At 60.0% G+C, this 21903-nt stretch carries 15 protein-coding genes; 9 read left to right on the top strand and 6 right to left on the bottom strand.

Features of this window, described 5'->3' with window-relative positions; all coding sequences use genetic code 11:
* Positions 1 to 80: 80 nt before the first annotated feature.
* From QZR14_RS20970 to QZR14_RS20980, 3 genes are all read right to left on the bottom strand, one after another.
* A complete protein-coding gene (locus QZR14_RS20970; RefSeq protein WP_311997644.1) occupies positions 81 to 3755 on the bottom strand; it encodes a translocation/assembly module TamB domain-containing protein in 3675 nt (1224 codons plus the stop codon).
* Complete coding sequence (locus QZR14_RS20975) at positions 3752 to 5479, bottom strand: autotransporter assembly complex protein TamA (protein ID WP_311997645.1); 1728 nt, start codon at positions 5477 to 5479, stop codon at positions 3752 to 3754. The genes QZR14_RS20970 and QZR14_RS20975 overlap by 4 nt, the downstream gene beginning before the upstream one ends.
* A 66-nt stretch (positions 5480 to 5545) precedes the next feature.
* On the bottom strand, positions 5546 to 6196 hold the full coding sequence (locus QZR14_RS20980) for a GNAT family N-acetyltransferase (protein WP_250606650.1): 651 nt from the start codon (positions 6194 to 6196) through the stop codon (positions 5546 to 5548).
* Positions 6197 to 6520: 324 nt separating this feature from the next.
* Between QZR14_RS20980 and xthA the strand changes: the two genes are divergently transcribed.
* On the top strand, positions 6521 to 7333 hold the full coding sequence (xthA, locus tag QZR14_RS20985; protein WP_311997646.1) for an exodeoxyribonuclease III: 813 nt from the start codon (positions 6521 to 6523) through the stop codon (positions 7331 to 7333).
* A 163-nt stretch (positions 7334 to 7496) separates the two neighbouring features.
* Positions 7497 to 8831: a phosphate ABC transporter substrate-binding/OmpA family protein gene (locus QZR14_RS20990; protein ID WP_311997647.1), complete on the top strand. Its 1335-nt coding sequence runs from the start codon at positions 7497 to 7499 to the stop codon at positions 8829 to 8831.
* A gap of 145 nt (positions 8832 to 8976) precedes the next feature.
* Here the strand turns inward: QZR14_RS20990 and QZR14_RS20995 are convergent, their stop codons facing one another.
* On the bottom strand, positions 8977 to 10206 hold the full coding sequence (locus QZR14_RS20995; protein WP_134178261.1) for an acyl-CoA dehydrogenase: 1230 nt from the start codon (positions 10204 to 10206) through the stop codon (positions 8977 to 8979).
* 172 nt (positions 10207 to 10378) lie between these two features.
* Between QZR14_RS20995 and QZR14_RS21000 the strand changes: the two genes are divergently transcribed.
* From QZR14_RS21000 to QZR14_RS21010, 3 genes are all read left to right on the top strand, one after another.
* A complete protein-coding gene (locus QZR14_RS21000) occupies positions 10379 to 11314 on the top strand; it encodes a LysR family transcriptional regulator (protein ID WP_007917233.1) in 936 nt (311 codons plus the stop codon).
* 151 nt (positions 11315 to 11465) lie between these two features.
* Positions 11466 to 11867 (top strand): MerR family transcriptional regulator, encoded by a 402-nt coding sequence (locus QZR14_RS21005; RefSeq protein ID WP_064117756.1) that lies wholly within the window; start codon positions 11466 to 11468, stop codon positions 11865 to 11867.
* A gap of 148 nt (positions 11868 to 12015) precedes the next feature.
* Positions 12016 to 12915: a hydroxymethylglutaryl-CoA lyase gene (locus tag QZR14_RS21010; RefSeq protein WP_311997648.1), complete on the top strand. Its 900-nt coding sequence runs from the start codon at positions 12016 to 12018 to the stop codon at positions 12913 to 12915.
* A 665-nt stretch (positions 12916 to 13580) separates the two neighbouring features.
* Here the strand turns inward: QZR14_RS21010 and QZR14_RS21015 are convergent.
* The gene (locus tag QZR14_RS21015) at positions 13581 to 15278 is read right to left on the bottom strand and encodes an AMP-binding protein (protein WP_311997649.1); all 1698 of its coding nucleotides are present in this window, start codon (positions 15276 to 15278) and stop codon (positions 13581 to 13583) included.
* A 295-nt stretch (positions 15279 to 15573) separates the two neighbouring features.
* Here QZR14_RS21015 and QZR14_RS21020 point away from each other — a divergent pair, with 295 nt between their 5' ends.
* The 4 genes from QZR14_RS21020 to QZR14_RS21035 are packed head-to-tail and all read left to right on the top strand — an operon-like array spanning position 15574 to position 21135.
* Positions 15574 to 16737 (top strand): isovaleryl-CoA dehydrogenase, encoded by a 1164-nt coding sequence (locus tag QZR14_RS21020; protein ID WP_007917237.1) that lies wholly within the window; start codon positions 15574 to 15576, stop codon positions 16735 to 16737.
* A gap of 12 nt (positions 16738 to 16749) precedes the next feature.
* Positions 16750 to 18357, top strand: a complete 1608-nt coding sequence (locus QZR14_RS21025) for a carboxyl transferase domain-containing protein (RefSeq protein ID WP_311997650.1) — start codon at positions 16750 to 16752, stop codon at positions 18355 to 18357.
* A 13-nt stretch (positions 18358 to 18370) separates the two neighbouring features.
* On the top strand, positions 18371 to 19186 hold the full coding sequence (locus QZR14_RS21030; RefSeq protein ID WP_250606641.1) for a gamma-carboxygeranoyl-CoA hydratase: 816 nt from the start codon (positions 18371 to 18373) through the stop codon (positions 19184 to 19186).
* Positions 19186 to 21135, top strand: a complete 1950-nt coding sequence (locus QZR14_RS21035; RefSeq protein ID WP_311997651.1) for an acetyl/propionyl/methylcrotonyl-CoA carboxylase subunit alpha — start codon at positions 19186 to 19188, stop codon at positions 21133 to 21135. The genes QZR14_RS21030 and QZR14_RS21035 overlap by 1 nt, the downstream gene beginning before the upstream one ends.
* 39 nt (positions 21136 to 21174) lie before the next feature.
* Here QZR14_RS21035 and QZR14_RS21040 read toward each other — a convergent pair whose 3' ends face one another.
* On the bottom strand, positions 21175 to 21834 hold the full coding sequence (locus QZR14_RS21040; RefSeq protein WP_250606639.1) for a LexA family protein: 660 nt from the start codon (positions 21832 to 21834) through the stop codon (positions 21175 to 21177).
* Between the last annotated feature and the right edge of the window lie 69 nt (positions 21835 to 21903).

Genomic DNA, 21903 nt, shown 5'->3' on the forward strand with positions numbered 1-21903 from the left:
AACATTCATGTACGCCAGAGAAACCTGTGGGAGCTGGCTTGCCAGCGATTGAAGCGACTCGGTTCAGGAGAAAGCGCGATCTAGAAATCGCGCTTGTAGAAGATATCCAGCGAACTGGCCACGCCACTCGCCGCCTCGACATAGACCTTCTTGCTCAGCTTGTAACGCAGCGCAATGGTGCTGGCCGGTTCAAACACGCCCACGCCATAACGCAAACTGAGCTTCTCGGTAATATTGCCGCTGGCCACCACGCTGGTGGCATCGCCGCTGCCCGCCGTGTCGAGCTGGAAGTCCTGAATCCCCAGATCCTTGGCCAGACCGCTGGTAACCCCGGAACTGCCCATCAAGCCCAGACCCAACGCCGCTTGCGCGAGCATGTTGTTGTCCTCGCCGCTGGTGCTCAGCGGACGGCCGAGCACCAGATAGGACAACGCCTGCTCCTGGCTCATCGCCGGCTCGGAGAAGATCTGCGTGGTCGGTTGCTCGGCGCTGCCACTGAGGCGAATACCGGCGATCACATCGTCAGTCTGACGGATCGCTTCGATGTCCAGATACGGCTGATCGAGGGGGCCGGCGAACAACAGACGTGCACGGCGCACTTGCAGGCGCTGGCCGTAGGCACTGTAGCGGCCATCGTTGAGCCAGAGTTCGCCACGGGTGTCCATGTTGTCGCCGATGTGCACATGACCTTGCACGTTGGCGGTCAGACCAAATCCGGCGAAGGCCAGTTTGTCTTCGCCAACCACCACGTCGATGTCCATTTTCATCGCCATCGGCGGCTTGCCCTCTTCGGTCTGCGCACCGACGATGATCGTGTCATCGGAGACTTTCACCGTGGATGGCGGCAACTCACGCACGGTGATTTCGCCTCGGGGCACCTGCACTTTGCCGGCGATTTTCAGCTCGTCGCCGGCCATGGAAATCTTCAGGTCCGGCGCCACTTCCAGCTTGGCATAAGGCTCGACGGTGACCGGCAATTGCGTGCCCTTGAGCGCCAGATCGACCATCAGTGCCTGGCCCCAGGCGACGTTACCGTTGAGGCTGCCCTGCCCGCTCTTGCCACTTTTCCAGCCGCCATCGAGGCGCACCGATTCGCCGGCAATCAGGGCGGTAAGTTGCAGATTCTGCAGTTCCATCGGCAACTCGGCACCGGACACTTCGCCGTCGCTGAGCTGCACGGTGCCGTTGACCAACGGCGCCAGCAATCCGCCGGAAATGGTGCCGCTACCATTCAGGCGCCCGGTTAGTTTTTCGACCATCGGAACAAACGGCCGCGCCACCGAAAGATCAAGCCCGGAGAGGCGGAACGAACCACTCAGTGGTTTGTTTTTCGGCAGCGGATTGAGCTGCGCCTGCACCAGCAACTCGCCGAGTTTGCCACCGACGAAGTTGAGTTCAGTGTCGACGCGTTTCGGCGTCAGTTTGCTGGTGAGTTTCAGGGTCTGGTACGGAAAATCCAGCCACTGATCCTTTTCCTTCATGCGCAAGGTGCCGCCGCTGGCGTCGACGCTGACCACGCCGTTGGGCCCGCTGGCCGGCAGGTCCAGTTGCAGGTCGGCGTTGAGCTTGCCTTGCCAGGCGAAGTCTTTCGGCAGCCATTGCGCCAGACTTTCAATCGGGAACTGCTTGAGGTGGTAACGCAGTTTCGGCTCCGGCATCAGCCGTTGATCTTCACCGCACAGGCTGGCATTGCCGGACATCCAGCAATGCGCGCCGAAGTTGATTTTGCCGTCAGCGAGGCGTTCGAGTTTGGCCGGGTTTTGCAGTTTCCAGTCCTGGCCACCGGCCTGAATATCGCCGCTGGCCAGACGACCGCGCCAGTTGCCTTTGTCCAGATTGCCATCCAGACCAAGGGCTAGTTTCAGCTTCGGCCCGATCAGGTCGAGGTTGAGTTTCTGGTTTTTGATATCGCCCTGAGCACTGGCGGTCAACACACCCAGGCTGGTGTCGCCGGCCTGAATGCCGCTGCCTTTCAGATCGATCTTCGCCCGTTGTGCACTGTCGAGCGTGGCGTCGAGGTTGAGGCTTTGCAGGCGATTGTCCTGGAACGCCAGTTGCGATCCTTGCAGGTCGAGTTTGCCCTGCGGTGCTTTCAACGTACCGGCCACATTGACCTGACCGTTGACCTGCCCGCGCAGCTGCGGCCAGAGCTGGGCCAAACGCGCCAGCTTGATGTCGATCTGCCCGGTGAGTTTCTGCTGCAGGCTGCCCTTGCCGTTAATGCTGTTGTCGCCGAGGCGGATTTGCAGGGCGTTGAGGTTCCACTGTTCGCCAGCGCCGTCAGCCTTGGCCTGGAGGATCGCCGGTTGCCCGCGCAGTTTGCCTTTCAAGTCAAGGTCGGCGGTCAGGCTCAGGCGTTCGTTTTTCATTTCGCCCGTGCTTTTCAGCGGTCCAGCTAACGTGCCCGGCAATTCGGCGACCCAGTACGCCGGGTTGAGAGCCGACAGTTCCAGCGCGGTGTCCCAGGCGATGCCATCGGCGAACTGTACGTTGACGTGCCCTTCGGCCTTGCCCTGCCCGGCTTCCATTGTCAGTTGCGGCAAGGCGATCTGTTTCAGGCTGCCGCTAAACGGACTGCTCAAGGTAAACGCGCCCGCCGGGCCATCCAGTGCAGCGGCGAAGTTGCCGAGGTACTGACCATCGGTGTAGGAAACTTCGCCCGTGAAGGTACGCAAAGCCACTTGTGGCTCGTCAATTTCGTTATAGAGCCGGTGCCACGGAAAGTCCTGCCAGTTGATATTGGCTTGGGCGCTGAGGCCTTTGCTCCAGTCGACACTGCCGGTGAGTTTGAGGCTTTGCTTGTCGTTGGCCGTCAGGTCGAGGCCGGCAATCTGCGCGCCGCTGGCGTCGACTTTGCCTTTGAGCAGCAGCGCGACCGGGCCCTTGTCGGCCGGGAGCGTGGCGTTGCCGTTGAGCTGGTAACCGTTTTTCAGGTCGCCTTCACCGGTCAGTACCAATTGATTGAGTTGCAGCGTGTCCGGCAGGTCGGCGCTCGGCTTGAACGCGTCGGAAGTGATGCGCACCTTGGCCGGCAGGTTTTCCACCAGCGGTTGCAATTCACCGCTCAACTGGCCGTCGAGGTAGCCCCGGCTATCGGCGTGCAGGTTGAGGGTTTTCAACAGGTCGCCGTCAATCTTCAACGCCAGCGTCCACGGCCCCGTGCCCGGTGACGGAAGCGTCAGGTCACCGGCGATGTTCAGCGGCCAGTTGCCGCTCGGTTCAAGAGTGCCGGACAGGTTCAGGCTGAGCTCGTCGCGCTGCAATTTCACGCTGTCGATCTGCATGCCCTTGGCGGTCCAGTGCGCCGCCAGTTGCAAGCCCTTGAGCTGTTCGCTGCCGTTGAACAGCAGGCTACCGACCTCCACGTCGCCCAGTTCGATGGCCACCGGCAATTGCAGATCCGGCAGTTTGATCGGGCCACTTTCAGTGGTTTCTTCGCTCGGCGGGAATTGCAGAATGACCTGATCAGCCTTGAGCTGTTCGATGCACAGCGTCATGCGCGTCAGGCACAGCGGCGACCAGGCGAAGATTGCCTTGTTCAGTTCAACGCGGCTGCTGTCCTGCTGCCACAGCAGATGATCGGCGCTCCATTGCCCGCCGAGGCGACCCTGGAAATTCTCCACTGTCAGACCCGGTACGAGGCCCAGCACCCAGCGGCTGCCGGCCGCCGTGCCGAGTACGGCGGTGACACTCAACACAATCAACAACACCAGCGCCAACAACGCCAGCGCCGTAATTTTCAAACCACGCTTCACAGCTCAGGCCCCATGGAAAAGTGCAGCCGGATGCCGCCATCGTCGTCGAGTGCGTGGGCCAGGTCGAGGCGGATCGGCCCCACCGGCGAAACCCAGCGCACACCAATACCGACACCAGTCTTGAGGTTCGGCAGTTCGAGTTTATTGAAGGAGTTGCCTTGGTCGACGAAGGTCGCGACGCGCCATTTCTCGGCGATCGAGTATTGATACTCGACGCTGCCGGCGACCATGTAGCGGCCGCCGATTCGATCGCCATCAGAGTTTTTCGGCGACAGGCTCTGGTAGTCGTAACCGCGCACGCTTTGATCGCCACCGGCGAAGAAGCGCAGCGACGGCGGGATCGAGTTGTAGCCGTTGGTGGCGCTGCCGCCGACCTGCACGCGACCGAGCAAGCGGTGTTTGTCGAACACCGTGGTCAGGCCTTTGACCAGCGCCGTGCCATACAGAAGGTTGTTGTCCGAGCCGAGGCCTTCCTTCGCCACTTTGCTTTCGAAGCTCAGGCGATAGCCGTTGTGCGGGTCGATGCGGTTGTCGCTTTTCAGGTACGAATAACTGATGCCGGGCATCAGCAAGGTACTCAGGCCGGAGTCGTCACCGAGTTCGTACTCTTCGCGCTGCCATTTCAGCGAGATCACTCGCTGCCAGCCGCTCGGTAATTTGCTGTGCCATTCCGGGCCGAAGGTCAGCAGCTTGCTGAGCGTGTCGGAACCGTCGATGTCTTCGAACTGATAACCGCCGGCCCAACGCAATTTATCGGTCAGTGGCGGGTCGAGCGGGATGTCATAGAACAGCCCGACGTTTTGCCGTGGCGCCGAGAGTTCGGCTTCCCAGCCATAGCTGTCGCCTTGCGGGTTGACCCAGTGGCGCGTCCAGTTGGCTTTGATGCGTGGCCCGACGTCGGTCGAATAACCGAGGCCCAGGCCCATGGTGCGGGGCTTGCGCGTGTCGAGTTTGACGTCGACCGGGATCACATCGTTTTTTGCCGCAGTGGGTGCGGCATCGACGCGTATGCCTTCAAAATAACCGCTCGATTGCAGATCGCGGTTCAATTCGGCGATCAGCTCGGAGTCGTAGGGTTCGCCTTCCTTGAACGGCACCATGCGTTGCAGCAGGTCTTCGTCGAACGGCGTGTCGCCTTCGAATTTGACTTTGCCCAGCGCATAACGCGGGCCGCTTTCGTAGATCAGTTCGATGTCGGCCACCCCGGCGCGCGGGTCGACCATGAGTTTTTGACTGGTGAAACGGCCACTGAAAAAACCGAAGCGCGAGGCCTGATTCTGAATAAGTCTTTTGGCGTCTTCATAACGCCCATGGTTGAGCACCGCGCCGGACTTGAGCGCGTCGCTTCTCGGTACACGAAAGGATTTGAGGGAGGCCGCCGGGCCGTCGACACGGATGGTGACGTTGCGCAGGTGAATCGGCTCGCCGGGATCGATGTTCAACACCAGGCGCGGTTTGTCGCCGCCCTTGACGTCACTTTCGATCTGCGGCTGGTAGTAGCCCAACGCCTGCGCCGCTTTGCGCGCCTGCTCTTCAGCACCGCGACTGAAGCGCTGCAGGGCTCCTTCGTCACGGTCGCCGAGGCTGCCGATATAGCCTTCTATATTGGCTTTAAGTTCATCGTTGGACGGTTTGATCCGCACGTCCAATTCACTTTGCGCCAGCGCCGCGCAGCTGGTTAACAGCATGAGCACGCCACTGGTAAATCTTCCTGGAAACTTCATAGGCGCGGATGCTATCACGGGCTTGGGAGCGTGATAGAACAGGAAATTTCCCCAGAAGTTCGATTGTTATGCTGTTGCAGTTTGTAACACCTGCGGATTGGCGTGGAAAAACACGTGTTCGCGCACCGGCCCGACCGCAACTTCGCCGATCTCTTCGTATCCCTGCCTTTTATAGAATTCCAGGTAACGCGGGTTGCCAGTGTCGAGCACCACGCCTTGCGAGGTTTCGTCGACGGCGCACCAATTGTGGACCGCCGTGAGCAATTGTTCGCCGAAGTGTTTGCCCTGGAACTGCGGATGAATGCCCAGCAGCGGCAGCATGTGCACGGAATCGCTGGGCACGCAGGCGGCGACGGCATCGTGGTATTCCAGATAGCGGCGGGTGCAGCGGAAACCGGTGCTGAGCACCATGCGCAGGCGCCACGCCCAACTTTCGGTGATGCCCAGGCGCCGTTGCGGCGGCGCGATCAGCGCGATGCCGATCAGGCGATCGTTGACCAAAAGGCCGATCGCCGGCAGGTCCTGGAGAAAATGCTGTTTGACCAGCTCGCGCACCGTGGCGCGTACGCGCTGTTCGTAGCCGGGACGTTCAGCTTCGAACAGGTAGCCGAAGGTCGGCTCGTGGCGATAGGCCTGATACAGCAACGAGCGGGCTTCGCGGGAATAACCGCGGTCGAGCATGTGGATGTCGGCAACGGCGGTCTGGCTTTCAGGCATTGCAGTGATTCTCCCCGGGGGCGCGTTCAAATGGCGGCGCTCTTGTTGGTACGAACCTTGGGCGGATGTGGTGGTTCCCCTGACAGGTTAGACCAGCCTCGGATCTTCATCGACTGGGAGGGCCTCATCGCTGGCAAGCCAGCTCCCACAGTGTCTGCGTCGTTCAAAACATTTACATACACCACAGAAACCTGTGGGAGCTGGCTTGCCAGCGATTGGGGCCGGGACAGGTGCTACAAATCCCACAGGCCAAAATGATTTGTCCCACACTGGCCCATCTCCCCCATGTCAGCTAGCATCGCCCTTTTGCCAGGACTGCCGACCATGAAGATCGTTTCCTTCAACATCAACGGACTGCGGGCCCGTCCGCATCAGCTGGCAGCGCTGATCGAAAAACACCAGCCGGACGTGATCGGCCTGCAGGAAACCAAGGTCCACGACGACCAGTTCCCGCTCGAAGAAGTCCGCGCCCTCGGCTACCACGTGCATTTCCACGGCCAGAAAGGCCATTACGGCGTGGCCATGCTCTCGCGCAAGGAGCCAATCGCCATCCACAAAGGTTTCGCCACCGACGAAGAAGACGCCCAACGTCGCTTTATCTGGGGCACCTTCGCCGACGCCAATGGCGTGCCGGTGACCATCATGAATGGCTATTTCCCCCAGGGTGAAAGCCGCGACCACCCGACCAAATTCCCCGCCAAGCAGCGTTTCTACAGCGATCTGCAAGCGCTGCTGGAAAACCAGTTCCATAACGAACAACCGCTGGTGGTGATGGGCGATGTGAACATTTCCCCGGAAGACTGCGACATCGGTATCGGCCCGGACAACATGAAGCGCTGGCTGAAAACCGGTAAGTGCAGCTTCCTGCCGGAAGAGCGCGAATGGATGGCACGCCTGAAGAACTGGGGCCTGACCGACAGCTACCGTCACCTGAATCCGGACGTGACCGATATGTTCAGCTGGTTCGACTACCGCAGCCGTGGCTTTGAAGATGAGCCAAAACGCGGGTTGCGCATCGATGTGATTCTGGCGTCCCATGGTTTGTTGCCGCGAGTGAAGGCCGCCGGTGTCGACTATGAATTGCGCGGGATGGAAAAGCCGTCCGACCATGCGCCGATCTGGCTTGAACTCAGCTGATATCAGCCAGGATCAAAAGATCGCAGCCTTCGGCAGCTCCTACATTTGGAATGCGTTCCCCTGTAGGAGCTGCCGAAGGCTGCGATCTTTTGGCCTGTCATTTTTTGGTCATGCGCCTGACTTAATCTCCCCGGCAATCCCCTTGGCTTGATTCGGTGCCGGCATGACCCTGCGTGTTTTGTGCGTTTTTCTCTTGAGTGCATGGCTGACGGTTTCTGCCGCTGCCCTGCCCCTTCCTGAAAACGGCCCGGCATTGCGTATTCAGGGTTCCAACACCATCGGCGCCGAGCTCGGCCCGGCACTGGTCGAAGGCCTGCTGCAAGCGCAAGGCCTGCTGAAAATCCACCGCGAAACCCCCGACACCGCCAACGAACTGCGCATCGTCGGCCAGACCGGCGAAGGTCAACGCGTGGTCGTTGAAGTCGCCGCCCACGGTTCCAGCACCGGTTTCACCGCGTTGAAAAATGCCAGCGCCGACCTGGCCGCGTCTTCCCGCGAGATCAAGGACAGTGAGCTGCAGACTCTGCAATCACTGGGCGATCTGAAAAGCCCTGCCGCCGAACAAGTCATCGCCATTGATGGCCTGGCGATCATTCTTCATCCCGACAATCCGCTGCAGCAACTGGACACCGAGCAACTGGCGCGGATCTTTGCCGGCGAGGTGAAAACCTGGGAAGACCTCGGCGGTCGTGGCGGTGCGATTCATTTATATGCACGGGATGATCAATCCGGCACCTACGACACGTTTAAGGAATTGGTCCTCAGCCGGCGTGGGAAAAGTCTGAACAGCGCCGCGAAAAGGTTTGAGTCCAGCGAACAATTATCCGACGCCGTCAGCGCGGATCCGCAAGGCATCGGTTTCATCGGTTTGCCTTATGTGCGCCAAGCCAAAGCCGTGGCGATTGCCGATGGCGCATCGCAATCCATGCTGCCGCTCAACAGCCTGATCGCTACCGAAGACTATCCACTGTCGCGACGCTTGTTCTTCTATCTGCCACCCGAAAGCAACAATCCTTGGGCGAAGGCGTTGGTGACGTTCGCGCAAAGTCGTCAGGGCCAGGCGATCGTCGCGGCCAACGGTTTTATCAGTCAGACCGTGCAGGCCATAAGCGTTGCGCCGAATGCGCTGATGCCTGAGGGTTATCAATCCCTCAGCCGTCACGCCCAGCGTCTGACGGTGAATTTCCGCTTCGAGGAAGGCAGCGCGACGCTCGATAACAAGGCACGTCAGGATCTGGCGCGGGTGTTCGACTATATAAAGCGCCACGACAAGACCGAACGGGCGGTGACGCTGGTGGGTTTTGGAGACGCCAAGGACGACCCGGCGCGGGCGGATTTGCTCTCGAAGCTGCGGGCGATGGCGGTACGACGGGAGTTGGTCAAGAACGGCGTGGTGTTGCGCGAGGTTCGCGGCTTTGGCGCGTTGATGCCGGTGGCGGCGAACAATGCGGATGAGGGCAGGATCAAGAATCGGCGGGTTGAGGTTTGGGTGTATTGAGTCTGATGTTGATGTGTTGCACCTGCTGACGCCATCGCTGGCAAGCCAGCTCCCACAGATTTCTCTGGTGTTCACAAAATTTGTGTTCACTGGAGATCCCTGTGGGAGCTGGCTTGCCAGCGATGAACGCTAACGCGGTGCTGAATCAGCGCTCGCTACGCAGCATCTCCTTCGGCACATACTTGCCGATCTCGAACTTGCCAATCGCCGCGCGGTGCACTTCGTCCGGGCCGTCGGCCAGGCGCAGGGTGCGCTGCATGGCGTACATGTAGGCCAGCGGGAAATCGTTCGACACCCCGGCCCCGCCATGCATCTGGATGGCCCGGTCGATCACCCGCAGCGCGACGTTCGGCGCAACGACTTTGATCTGCGCGATCTCGCTCTTCGCCACTTTGTTACCGACGGTGTCCATCATGTACGCCGCTTTCAACGTCAGCAGACGCGCCATGTCGATTTCCATCCGCGAGTCGGCGATCTTGTCGACGTTACCGCCCAGACGCGCCAGCGGCTTACCGAACGCCGTGCGGCTCACCGCCCGTTTGCACATCAATTCCAGCGCACGCTCAGCCATGCCGATCGAGCGCATGCAGTGGTGAATCCGGCCCGGGCCAAGACGACCTTGCGCAATTTCAAAGCCGCGTCCTTCACCCAGAAGTACGTTTTCGTACGGCACACGTACGTTGTCGAACAGGACTTCGGCGTGGCCGTGAGGTGCGTCGTCGTAACCGAATACCGGCAATGGACGGACGATTTTCACCCCGGGGGTGTCGACCGGCACGAGGATCATCGAGTGCTGCGCATGGCGCGGTGCATCGGGATTGCTCAGGCCCATGAAAATCAGGATTTTGCAGCGCGGATCGCAGGCGCCGGAGGTCCACCATTTTTTGCCGTTGATGACCCACTCGTCACCATCACGCACGGCGCGGGCGGCCATGTTGGTCGCGTCGGACGAAGCCACATCGGGTTCGGTCATGGCGAATGCCGAGCGGATTTCGCCACGCAACAGCGGTTCGAGCCAGCGCTGTTTCTGTTCTTCGTTGGCGTAGCGCACCAGCACTTCCATGTTGCCGGTATCCGGCGCCGAGCAGTTGAACGGCTCCGGGCCGAGCAGCGAGCGGCCCATGATTTCTGCCAATGGCGCGTATTCGAGGTTGGTCAGGCCGGCGCCGAGTTCCGACTCAGGCAGAAACAAATTCCACAAGCCTTCGGCCTTGGCCTTGGCTTTGAGTTCTTCCATGATCGCCGTCGGCTGCCAGCGATCGCCTTCGGCAACCTGGCGTTCGAACACGGCTTCAGCCGGGTAAACGTAAGTGTCCATGAACGCGGTCACGCGCTCACGCAGTTCTTGCACCTTGGGCGAATAAGCGAAATCCATGATCAATTACCTTCTTGGGCAGAGGTTGTTCAAGTCATGCAATCGATGCTAGAACAGCGCTGATAATTTACCTAGCCTATTCTCGGCGTGTATAAACATTCATCACCGATATATGATCGGCTGATTGCCAGCCCTTAAAAACACCGCCCTTAATAACAAGAGAAGCCGCGTTATGAATCTGAGTAAGGTCGACCTCAACCTTTTCATCGTCTTCGACGCGATCTACACCGAAGCCAACCTGACCCGCGCCGGGCAGATTGTCGGCATCACGCAGCCTGCGGTATCCAACGCTCTGGCACGGTTGCGCGAGACCTTCAACGACCCGCTGTTTGTGCGCACGGCTCAGGGCATGGTGCCGACGCCAATGGCGCAGAACATCATTGGCCCGGTGCGCAACGCCCTGTCGTTGCTGCGTGTGTCGGTTCAGGAAAGCCGCATTTTCAACCCGGCGCAAGCGGTCAAGACCTACCGCATCAGCATGACCGACCTCACCGAGGCGGTGATTCTGCCGCCGCTGTTCCAGCGCCTGCGCCGTCTGGCGCCGACGGTGATCATCGAAAGCTTCTTGTCCAAGCGCCGCGAGACCACCAAAGAACTGGCCGCCGGGCGTCTGGATTTCGCCGTGGATGCGCCACTCAACACCGACCCGCAGGTGCGCCACGTCAAGCTGATGGAAGACCGTTACGTATGTGCGATGCGCAAGGGCCATCCGATGGCGGGCAAGGAAAAACTCTCGCTGGATGATTATCTGTCGCTGACCCATATCCACATTTCCAGCCGCCGCAGTGGCTTGGGTTATGTCGATCTGGCGCTGGGCAAAATGGGCATTCAACGCAAGATCGCCCTGCGTTCGCAGCACTATTTGATGGCCTCGCAAGTGATGCAGCAGACCGACATGGTCATGACCGTGCCAGAGCGCTTTGCCCGTCGCCATGAACTGCAGGCGTTTAACCTGCCGGTGAATGATGTGCCGCCAGTGGAGACACATCTGTATTGGCATGAAAGCACTGACCAGGATCCGGCGAATCGCTGGATGCGCGAGCAGATGATCGAGTTGTGCCAGCAGGTGACGGCGCAGGAGAAGAAGCTGGATAAGCAGGTGGTGTAAGGAAAGATCAAAAGATCGCAGCCTTCGGCAGCACCTATATTTGGAATCTATCCCCCCTGTAGGAGCTGCCGAAGGCTGCGATCCTTTTCTTGCTTGACGTAAACGTCAACCTACCATTAGCTTAGCGCCAAGACCTTTTTCGAGCGCTTCCATGAGCAGCCAGACTTACAGCATTTCCGACCTCGCCCGCGAGCTGGACATCACTACCCGGGCGATCCGTTTTTATGAAGAGCAAGGCCTGCTCAGCCCTGAGCGCCGAGGCCAGGAACGCATCTATTCACCGCGCGACAAGGTCAGCCTGAAGTTGATCCTGCGCGGCAAGCGCATCGGTTTCTCGCTGGCCGAATGCCGTGAACTGATCGAGCTTTACGACCCGTCTAGCGGTAACACCAAACAGCTCAACAGCATGCTGGCGAAAATCAGCGAACGCCGCGAACAGCTTGAGCAGCAGTTGCTCGACATTGAGCAGATGAAACTCGAGCTCGATACCGCCGAAGAGCGCTGCGTGCAGGCGCTGGAGCAGACGCTCAAGAGCCAGCAGGCCGTTCAGTAACAACCCCATTCCCTGTGGGAGCGAGACTGCTCGCGAATGCAATTTGTCATTCGACATCTACGGTGATTGACCCGGCGCATTCGCGAGCAGGCTCGCTCCCACAGGGGGATATCCGCTGATTTCAGATAACTACAACAGGTCAACCGCCATGTCCCTCCCCTCCCAAGTACGCCTGATCGAAGTTGGCCCGCGCGATGGCCTGCAGAACGAAGCCCAACCGATCAGCGTCGCCGACAAGGTGCAACTGGTCAACGCCCTCAGCGCTGCCGGCCTTGGCTATATAGAAGTCGGCAGTTTCGTTTCACCGAAATGGGTTCCGCAGATGGCCGGTTCCGCCGAAGTGTTCGCGCAGATCCAGCGCAAACCCGGCGTGACCTACGGTGCGCTGGCGCCAAATCTGCGTGGCTTTGAAGATGCGATTGCCGCCGGGGTCAAGGAAGTCGCGGTGTTCGCCGCCGCCTCCGAAGCGTTCTCGCAGCGCAACATCAACTGCTCGATCAGCGAAAGCCTGGCGCGCTTCGCACCGATCATGGAAGCGGCGCAACAGCACGGCGTTACCGTGCGCGGTTACGTGTCGTGTGTGCTCGGTTGCCCGTACGAAGGCACGGTCGCGCCGGAGCAAGTGGCGATGGTCGCCCGTGAGCTGTACTCGATGGGCTGTTACGAAGTTTCGTTGGGCGACACCATCGGTACCGGCACCGCAGGCGCGACCCGTCGCTTGTTTGAAGTGGTGTCGGCGCAGGTACCACGGGACAAACTCGCCGGGCACTTTCACGACACCTACGGCCAGGCCATGGCCAATATTTACGCCAGCCTGCTCGAAGGTATTTCGGTCTTCGACAGCTCTATCGCAGGCCTCGGCGGCTGCCCGTACGCCAAAGGCGCGAGCGGTAACGTTGCCACCGAAGACGTGGTGTACCTGCTCAACGGCCTGGGCATCGAGACCGGCATCGACCTGGACGCCTTGATTGCTGCGGGTCAGCAGATCAGCGCGGTGCTCGGTCGCCCGAGCGGTTCGCGCGTGGCCAAGGCTCGCAGCGCACAGTGAGGGGGGAAGGTGTTACCGCTGTGTCCGGAATGTGGGTTCAAGCGAGTAACACGGAAACAAATTGTCTGGTTTCGACAGGGTTGAAATTCGCCATAATTTTTAAATCATTGATTTTAAAGGACTTTTAAAAGTTGGCACGGCTTCTGCTATCTCTATGGCATAACAAGAATAAAAAGCAGCAAACCAATAAAAATAAGACGTACCGACTCTGACATAACAAAAACAACACGGCAGAGACGCAGCTAACAGATTTTTTTGGAGAAGGTGTGCTTTTCAGGGTGCTCTCAGGAGTGACCCGCAACCGGGCAGAGAACAATAAAACTACCTTCAGGTAGCTCCCGAATCGGTTGGATCGCTTGGCGAGAAAGTAGATCAGCGCTCAAAAAAATACGTTTGCTCTTGACCCCGGATGGGGGTCGCCAAAAACAGCGGTAAAGGGCCACGGTTGCCAAAAACAACAACAGACCGACCCTCAATAATAAAAAAGAGCACGCGACGACAAAATTAAAGGGGAGCTTCGGCTCCCCTTTGTGCTTTCTGTGATTTTTCAATTCCCCCGAACCCCTGTGGGAGCTGGCTTGCCAGCGATTGCGGTAGATCATTCAACATTGATGCTGGCTGACCCGACGCCATCGCTGGCAAGCCAGCTCCCACAGTGTTTGTGTTCACCGCTCGATTGTTTTCAGCTCTTCGATGCTAATTTCGCGCATCCTGAATTTCTGGATCTTGCCCGTTACCGTCATCGGAAACTCTTCAACGAATTTGAAGTGCCGTGGCGTCTTGAAGTGCGCGATGCGCTCCTTGCACCAGGTTTGCAGCTCCAGTTCGGAGGCGCTGTGGCCGGGGTGGAATTTGATCCAGGCAACAATCTCCTCACCGTAACGCGAACACGGAATGCCGATCACCTGCACATCCGCCACCGCCGGATGGGTGAAGAAAAACTCCTCCAGCTCACGCGGATAAATGTTCTCGCCACCGCGAATGATCATGTCCTTGTTACGCCCGGCGATGTTGAAGTAGCCCTCCTCGTTCATGCTCGCCAAGTCGCCGGTGTGCATCCAGCCCGCGTCATCAATCGCTTCGGCGGTGGCCTGCGGATTGTTCCAGTAGCCGAGCATCACACTGTAGCCACGGGTGCACAGTTCGCCGATGGTGCCGCGCGGCACCAGGTTGCCGGCCTCGTCGATGATCTTGCTTTCCAGTTGCGGCTGGGTGCGGCCGACGGTGGTCACGCGCAGTTCCAGCTCATCGTTCGGCCCGGTCTGCAGCGACACCGGACTGGTTTCCGTCATGCCGTAGGCGATCTGCACCTCATTCATGTGCATCTCGCTGATGACCCGACGCATCACTTCGATCGGACACGTCGCGCCGGCCATGATCCCGGTGCGCAGGCTCGACAGATCGAATTCGCCGCGTTGTGGCTGGTCGAGCATGGCGATGAACATGGTCGGCACACCGTACAGGCCCGTGGCTTTTTCCTCGGCGACGGTTTGCAGGGTCTGCAACGGATCGAAGGCATCGTTGGGGTAAATCATCGTGCTGCCGTGGGTAATGCAACCGAGGTTGCCCATGACCATGCCAAAGCAGTGGTACAGCGGCACCGGGATCACCAGACGATCGCGCGGGGTCAGGCCGATGCTTTCGCCGACCATGTAACCGTTGTTGAGGATGTTGTAGTGGCTGAGGGTCGCGCCCTTGGGGAAACCGGTGGTGCCGGAGGTGTACTGGATGTTCACCGCTTGGTCGAAGTGCAGGCTGTCGCCGCGTTCGCGCAATTGTTCGGCGGAGATGCTGGTGGCCAGATCGGCCAGTTGCGACCACGGCAGAAAACCTGACGGCGGTTGCGCGTCGAGGCTGATCAACCCGCGCAATTCCGGCAGGCGCTCGCTGCGCAATTGGCCGATGGATTGCTCGGCCAGTTCCGGCACCAATCCTTGCAACATGCCGTGGTAATTGGAGGACTTGAATGCCCCGGCGCAAACCAGCCATTGGCAGCCGGATTGCTTGAGCACGTATTCGAGTTCGGAGCTGCGATAGGCCGGGTTGATGTTGACCAGGATCACGCCGATTTTCGCCGTCGCGACTTGAGTGATGCACCACTGCGCGCAGTTCGGCGCCCAGATCCCGAGCCGATCCCCCGCCTGCAAACCCAGGGCAAGCAGCGCTCTGGCGTGCAGGTCCACCGCATCGGCCAGCTGTCGCCAGGAATAGCGCAGTTGCTGATGGCGCACGATGAGCGCTTCGCCGTCAGGGTATTGCGCGGCGGTGTGATCGAACTGCTGCCCGATAGTCATCGCCAGCAAGGCTTTGTCCTGAGAACCGCGGGTGTAACTGCGCTGCGGGTTTGCACTGGGTTGATCCATGACGACCCCTATTGTCTTTATTAGTGGGTTTGCCGGATTTGACCCTGTGGGAGCGAGCCTGCTCGCGAAGAGGCCAGCGAATTCAACATCCACGTTGACTGATCTGACGCTTTCGCGAGCAGGCTCGCTCCCACGAGGTCTGCTCCGTTTCAATCTTGAACTGCCCCTACTCTCGCTCAAGTTGACGTTAACGTAAAGGGTGATTGACAGCCATTCGTCACAGGCTTACGTTAACGTAAAGGTGAGAGCCGAGTGACCGCTCTCCCCACCCTACAAAAAAGCCAAAAGGTGACCCATGAGCTATCCATCCCTGAACTTCGCCCTCGGTGAAACCATCGACATGCTGCGCGATCAGGTTCAGTCCTTTGTCGCCAAGGAGATTGCCCCGCGCGCGGCGCAGATCGACAGCGACAACCTGTTCCCCGCCGACATGTGGCGCAAATTCGGTGACATGGGCCTGCTTGGCATCACCGTGCCGGAAGAGTACGGCGGCGCGGGCCTGGGTTACCTGGCGCATGTGGTGGCAATGGAGGAAATCAGCCGTGGTTCGGCTTCGGTCGCCCTGTCCTACGGCGCGCACTCCAACCTTTGCGTCAACCAGATCAACCGCAACGGCAACCACGAACAAAAATCCAAATACCTGCCCAAGCTGATCAGCGGCGAACACGTCGGCGCCCTCGCCATGAGCGAGCCGAATGCCGGTTCCGACGTGGTCTCGATGAAACTGCGCGCTGACAAACGCGGCGACCGTTTCGTCCTCAACGGCAGCAAAACCTGGATCACCAACGGCCCCGACGCCAACACCTACGTGATCTACGCCAAGACTGATCTGGAAAAAGGCCCGCACGGCATCACCGCATTCATCGTCGAGCGCGACTGGAAAGGCTTCAGCCGCAGCAACAAGTTCGACAAGCTCGGCATGCGCGGTTCCAACACCTGCGAGCTGTTCTTCGATGACGTCGAAGTGCCGGAAGAAAACATTCTCGGCGTGCTCAATGGCGGCGTGAAAGTGTTGATGAGCGGCCTCGATTACGAGCGCGTGGTGTTGTCCGGCGGCCCGACCGGGATCATGCAGTCGTGCATGGACCTGATTGTGCCGTACATCCACGATCGCAAACAGTTTGGCCAAAGCATCGGCGAGTTCCAGCTGATCCAGGGCAAAGTCGCCGACATGTACACCCAACTCAATGCCAGTCGCGCCTACCTCTACGCGGTGGCCCAGGCTTGCGAACGCGGCGAAACCACTCGCAAGGATGCCGCCGGGGTAATCCTCTACACCGCCGAGCGCGCCACGCAAATGGCCCTCGATGCGATCCAGATTCTCGGTGGTAACGGTTACATCAACGAATTCCCGGCAGGTCGTCTGCTGCGCGACGCCAAGCTGTACGAAATCGGCGCCGGCACCAGTGAGATCCGTCGCATGCTGATCGGTCGCGAACTGTTCAACGAAACCCGCTAAACGGAGCTGGCCATGGCAACCTTGCACACTCAGCTCAACCCGCGTTCAGCGGAGTTCGCCGCCAACAGCGCGGCAATGCTCAAACAGGTCGACGCCCTGCACACCCTGCTCGCCCAAGTGGCCCAGGGTGGTGGCGCGAAAGCTCAGGAACGTCACACCTCGCGGGGCAAACTGCTGCCGCGTGAGCGCATCAACCGCTTGCTCGATCCGGGCTCGCCGTTTCTGGAAATCAGCCAATTGGCTGCCCACGCCGTTTACGGTGAAGACGTGCCGGCCGCCGGGGTGATTGCCGGGATCGGCCGTGTGGAAGGCGTCGAGTGCATGATCGTCGCCAACGATGCGACGGTGAAAGGGGGTTCGTACTACCCGCTGACCGTGAAAAAACACCTGCGCGCGCAGACCATCGCTCAACAGAATCGTCTGCCGTGCATCTATCTGGTGGACTCGGGCGGCGCCAACCTGCCACGCCAGGACGAGGTGTTCCCGGATCGTGAGCACTTCGGGCGGATCTTCTTCAATCAGGCCAACATGAGTGCGATGGGCATTCCGCAAATCGCCGTCGTTATGGGCTCGTGCACCGCGGGCGGCGCTTATGTGCCGGCGATGGCCGACGAAGCGATCATGGTGCGCAATCAGGCAACGATTTTCCTCGCCGGCCCGCCGCTGGTGAAAGCCGCGACTGGTGAAGTGGTCAGCGCCGAAGATTTGGGCGGTGCCGACGTGCACTGCAAGATTTCCGGGGTCGCCGACCATTACGCCGAGAGCGACGAACACGCCCTCGCCCTCGCCCGCCGCAGCGTTGCCAACCTCAACTGGCGCAAACTAGGTGAAGTGCAACAGCGTGCACCGATTGCTCCGCTCTACAGCAGCGATGAGTTGTACGGCGTGGTGTCGGCCGACGCCAAGCAGCCGTTCGATGTGCGCGAAGTGATTGCGCGACTGGTCGACGGTTCGGTGTTCGATGAATTCAAGGCGCTGTTCGGCACCACATTGGTCTGCGGCTTCGCTCATCTGCACGGTTACCCGATTGCGATTCTGGCGAACAACGGCATCCTTTTCGCCGAAGCCGCGCAGAAAGGCGCGCACTTCATCGAGCTGGCTTGCCAGCGCGGTATTCCACTGCTGTTTTTGCAGAACATCACCGGCTTCATGGTCGGCCAGAAATACGAGGCCGGCGGCATCGCCAAGCACGGCGCGAAACTGGTAACGGCTGTGGCTTGCGCGAAAGTGCCGAAATTCACCGTGATCATTGGCGGCAGCTTCGGCGCGGGGAACTACGGCATGTGCGGGCGCGCTTACGATCCGCGCTTCCTGTGGATGTGGCCGAACGCGCGGATCGGCGTGATGGGCGCCGAGCAGGCGGCGGGCGTATTGGTGCAGGTCAAACGCGAACAGGCTGAACGCAGTGGCCAGGGTTTCAGTGCCGAGCAGGAAGCCGAGATCAAGCAACCGATCCTCGACCAGTATGAAGAGCAGGGTCACCCCTACTATTCCAGCGCACGGTTGTGGGACGACGGCGTCATCGACCCGGCGCAAACCCGCGATGTGCTGGCCCTGGCCCTGTCCGCGTCGCTGAACGCGCCAATCGAACCGAGCCGCTTCGGCGTGTTCCGGATGTGATCGGGAGAATCTCATGAGTGATTTCAACACCCTCGAACTGCAAAGCGACCCACGGGGTTTCGCGACGCTGTGGCTCAACCGCGCGGAAAAGAACAACGCCTTCAACGCCGAGATGATCCGCGAGCTGATCCTCGCGCTGGACAAAGTCGCCAGCGACGCCAGCCTGCGTTTTCTGCTGGTGCGTGGCCGTGGCAAGCACTTCAGCGCCGGCGCAGATCTGGCGTGGATGCAGCAATCGGCCGAGCTCGATTACCACACCAACCTCGACGATGCTCGTGAACTGGCGGAGCTGATGTACAACCTCGCCAAGCTGAAAATCCCCACCGTGGCCGTGGTGCAAGGCGCGGCGTTCGGTGGCGCGCTGGGGCTGATCAGTTGCTGTGACATGGCAATTGGTGCCGATGACGCGCAGTTCTGCCTGTCGGAAGTGCGCATCGGTCTGGCGCCGGCGGTGATCAGTCCGTTCGTGGTGCAGGCCATCGGCGAACGCGCTGCGCGTCGGTATGCCCTGACCGCCGAGCGTTTCGGCGGGCAACGTGCGCGGGAAATCGGTTTGTTGTCGGAGAGCTATCCTGCGGCAGAACTCGATCAGCAAATCGAGCAGTGGATCAACAACCTGTTGCTTAACAGCCCCGCGGCGATGCGCGCCAGCAAGGACTTGCTGCGTGAAGTCGGCAACGGCGCATTGACCCCGGCGCTGCGCCGCTACACCGAAAACGCCATCGCCCGCATCCGCGTCAGCCCGGAAGGTCAGGAAGGCTTGCGCGCCTTTCTGCAAAAACGTCCACCGAGCTGGCAAGCCGTAACCACCACCAAGGAGCCGCGTTGATGAGCGCACCTGTTCTCACCACCCTGCTGGTGGCCAACCGTGGCGAAATCGCTTGCCGCGTGATGCGTACTGCCAAAGCCCTGGGCCTGACCACCGTTGCCGTGCACAGCGCCACCGACCGTGAAGCGCGGCACAGCCGTGAAGCGGACATTCGCGTCGACCTCGGTGGCAGCAAAGCGGCTGACAGTTATCTGCAAATCGACAAATTGATCGCGGCGGCCAAGGCCAGTGGCGCGCAAGCGATTCATCCGGGTTACGGGTTTCTCTCGGAAAACGCCGGATTCGCTCGCGCCATCGAAGCCGCCGGACTGATTTTCCTCGGCCCGCCCGCCTCGGCCATCGATGCCATGGGCAGCAAGTCCGCCGCCAAAGCGCTGATGGAAACCGCCGGTGTGCCGCTGGTGCCCGGTTATCACGGCGAAGCGCAGGACCTCGACACCTTCCGCGACGCCTGCGAACGCATCGGTTATCCAGTGTTGCTCAAAGCCACAGCCGGCGGTGGCGGCAAAGGCATGAAAGTGGTCGAGGACGTCAGCCAACTCGCCGAAGCCCTCGCCTCGGCTCAGCGTGAAGCGCAGTCTTCGTTCGGCGATTCACGGATGCTGGTGGAGAAATATCTGCTCAAGCCGCGTCACGTGGAAATCCAGGTGTTCGCCGATCAGCATGGCAATTGCCTGTATCTGAATGAGCGGGATTGCTCGATTCAACGGCGCCATCAGAAAGTCGTCGAAGAAGCGCCGGCACCGGGCCTGTCCCCGGAATTGCGTCGCGCCATGGGCGAAGCGGCCGTGCGCTCGGCGCAGGCGATCGGGTATGTCGGCGCCGGTACGGTGGAGTTCCTGCTGGATGCACGCGGTGAGTTCTTCTTCATGGAGATGAACACTCGGTTACAGGTCGAGCACCCAGTGACGGAAGCGATTACCGGTCTTGATCTGGTGGCCTGGCAGATCCGCGTTGCCCGTGGTGAAACACTGCCGATCACTCAGGAACAAGTGCCGTTGAACGGCCATGCGATTGAAGTGCGCTTGTACGCCGAGGATCCTGCGAATGACTTCCTGCCGGCGACCGGGCGTTTGGCGTTGTATCGCGAGTCGGCCAAAGGGCCAGGGCGCCGGGTGGATAGCGGGGTTGAAGAAGGCGATGAAATTTCGCCGTTCTACGACCCGATGCTCGGCAAGCTGATTGCCTGGGGCGAGGATCGCGAACAGGCCCGGTTGCGTTTGTTGAGCATGCTCGACGAGTTTGCGATTGGCGGTTTGAAAACCAACATCAACTTCTTGCGGCGGATCATTGCGCACCCGGCGTTCGCGGCGTCGGAACTGGATACCGGGTTTATTCCGCGTTATCAGGAGCAACTGCTGCCTGCTCCGGGCACGCTGAGCGATGCGTTCTGGGACGCTGCGGCTCAGGCGGTGGCGCACAGCCTGCCACAATTTGCACGCCAGGATGACGCTGCTTCGCCTTGGTCTCTCAACAGCGGTTTGCGTGCGGGGCTGCCGCCGGAAATCACCTTGCATTTGAGTTGCGAGGGCCAGGATCGCGCCTTGACCCTGAATGCTGCCGGCCACGCCAGACTGTCCGGCGAAGCACTTATAGTCGAGCACGAGGGCGTTCGTCGTACGTTGCGTGCGATTCGCCAGAGCGATGTGCTTTACCTGCAATGGGAAGGCGAGTTGCGCCGTATCGAGACGTACGACCCGATCAGCGCTGTCGAAGCCAGTCACAGCCATCAGGGCGGCTTGACCGCGCCGATGAACGGCAGCATCGTCCGTGTGTTGGTGGAGGCCGGGCAATCGGTTGAGGCCGGCGCGCAACTGGTGGTGCTGGAAGCGATGAAGATGGAACACAGCATCCGTGCGCCGCATGCCGGGGTGATCAAAGCGCTGTATTGCCAGGAAGGTGAAATGGTTGGCGAAGGCAGCGCTTTGGTTGAACTGGAAGCAGTATGAACGGGAGATCGATCCTGCGCATGGCGAGGATCGATCTGACTAGTAACGCGCCGTTGCCTGCACCACAACACCGATGATTCGGCACTCATCGGTCAGCAGGGCTTTCGGCCACGTCGGATTGAGCGGCACCAGGTAACGCTGGCCGCCCTCTTCGTCGAGTTTGCGGAAAATCGCTTCAGTGCTGTCGGGCCACTGCGCGATCACCAGTTTGCCGGGCACCGCTTCGGCGGCCGGGTCGACCAGAATCAGCATGCCTTCGGCAATACTCTGGCCACTGGGTGCGGTCATTGAGTCCCCCGTCACCGTCAACCAGAATGCCGGGCCACGCGCGTGATAATCCGTCAGCTCGAAGCGCTGTTTGCCGGCCGCCTTGGCGTAGGACGCCGGATCGCATTCGCGCACTTCGCACGTCGTCTGCCAATCACTGACCGGGTAACGGAAATACGGGTTGTACTTCTGCGCCAGCGGCATCTCGTCCTCGGGCGTTGGTTGCGGTTCACGGATCACCAGCACCACTTCGAGGAAATCCATGCCCAGCGCTTGCAGCACGCGGTTCATTTCAGTGATACCGGGTTCGCGACGCTTGTTCAGCCAATGGCCGATCCCGCCCTGGGACATGCCGACGCGCTCTCCGAGCTCTGTTTGAGTGATTTTGAGTTCACTCATCTTGGCCTTGACCAACTCAATCCATTTATCCATGTGCAGCACCTTACGTGGACGCCTTCGGCCGGCAAAACACATATTGTAGTATTTAAATTCTAGTCACAA

The sequence above is a fragment of the Pseudomonas sp. rhizo66 genome (assembly GCF_031931925.1).
Taxonomy (GTDB): domain Bacteria; phylum Pseudomonadota; class Gammaproteobacteria; order Pseudomonadales; family Pseudomonadaceae; genus Aquipseudomonas.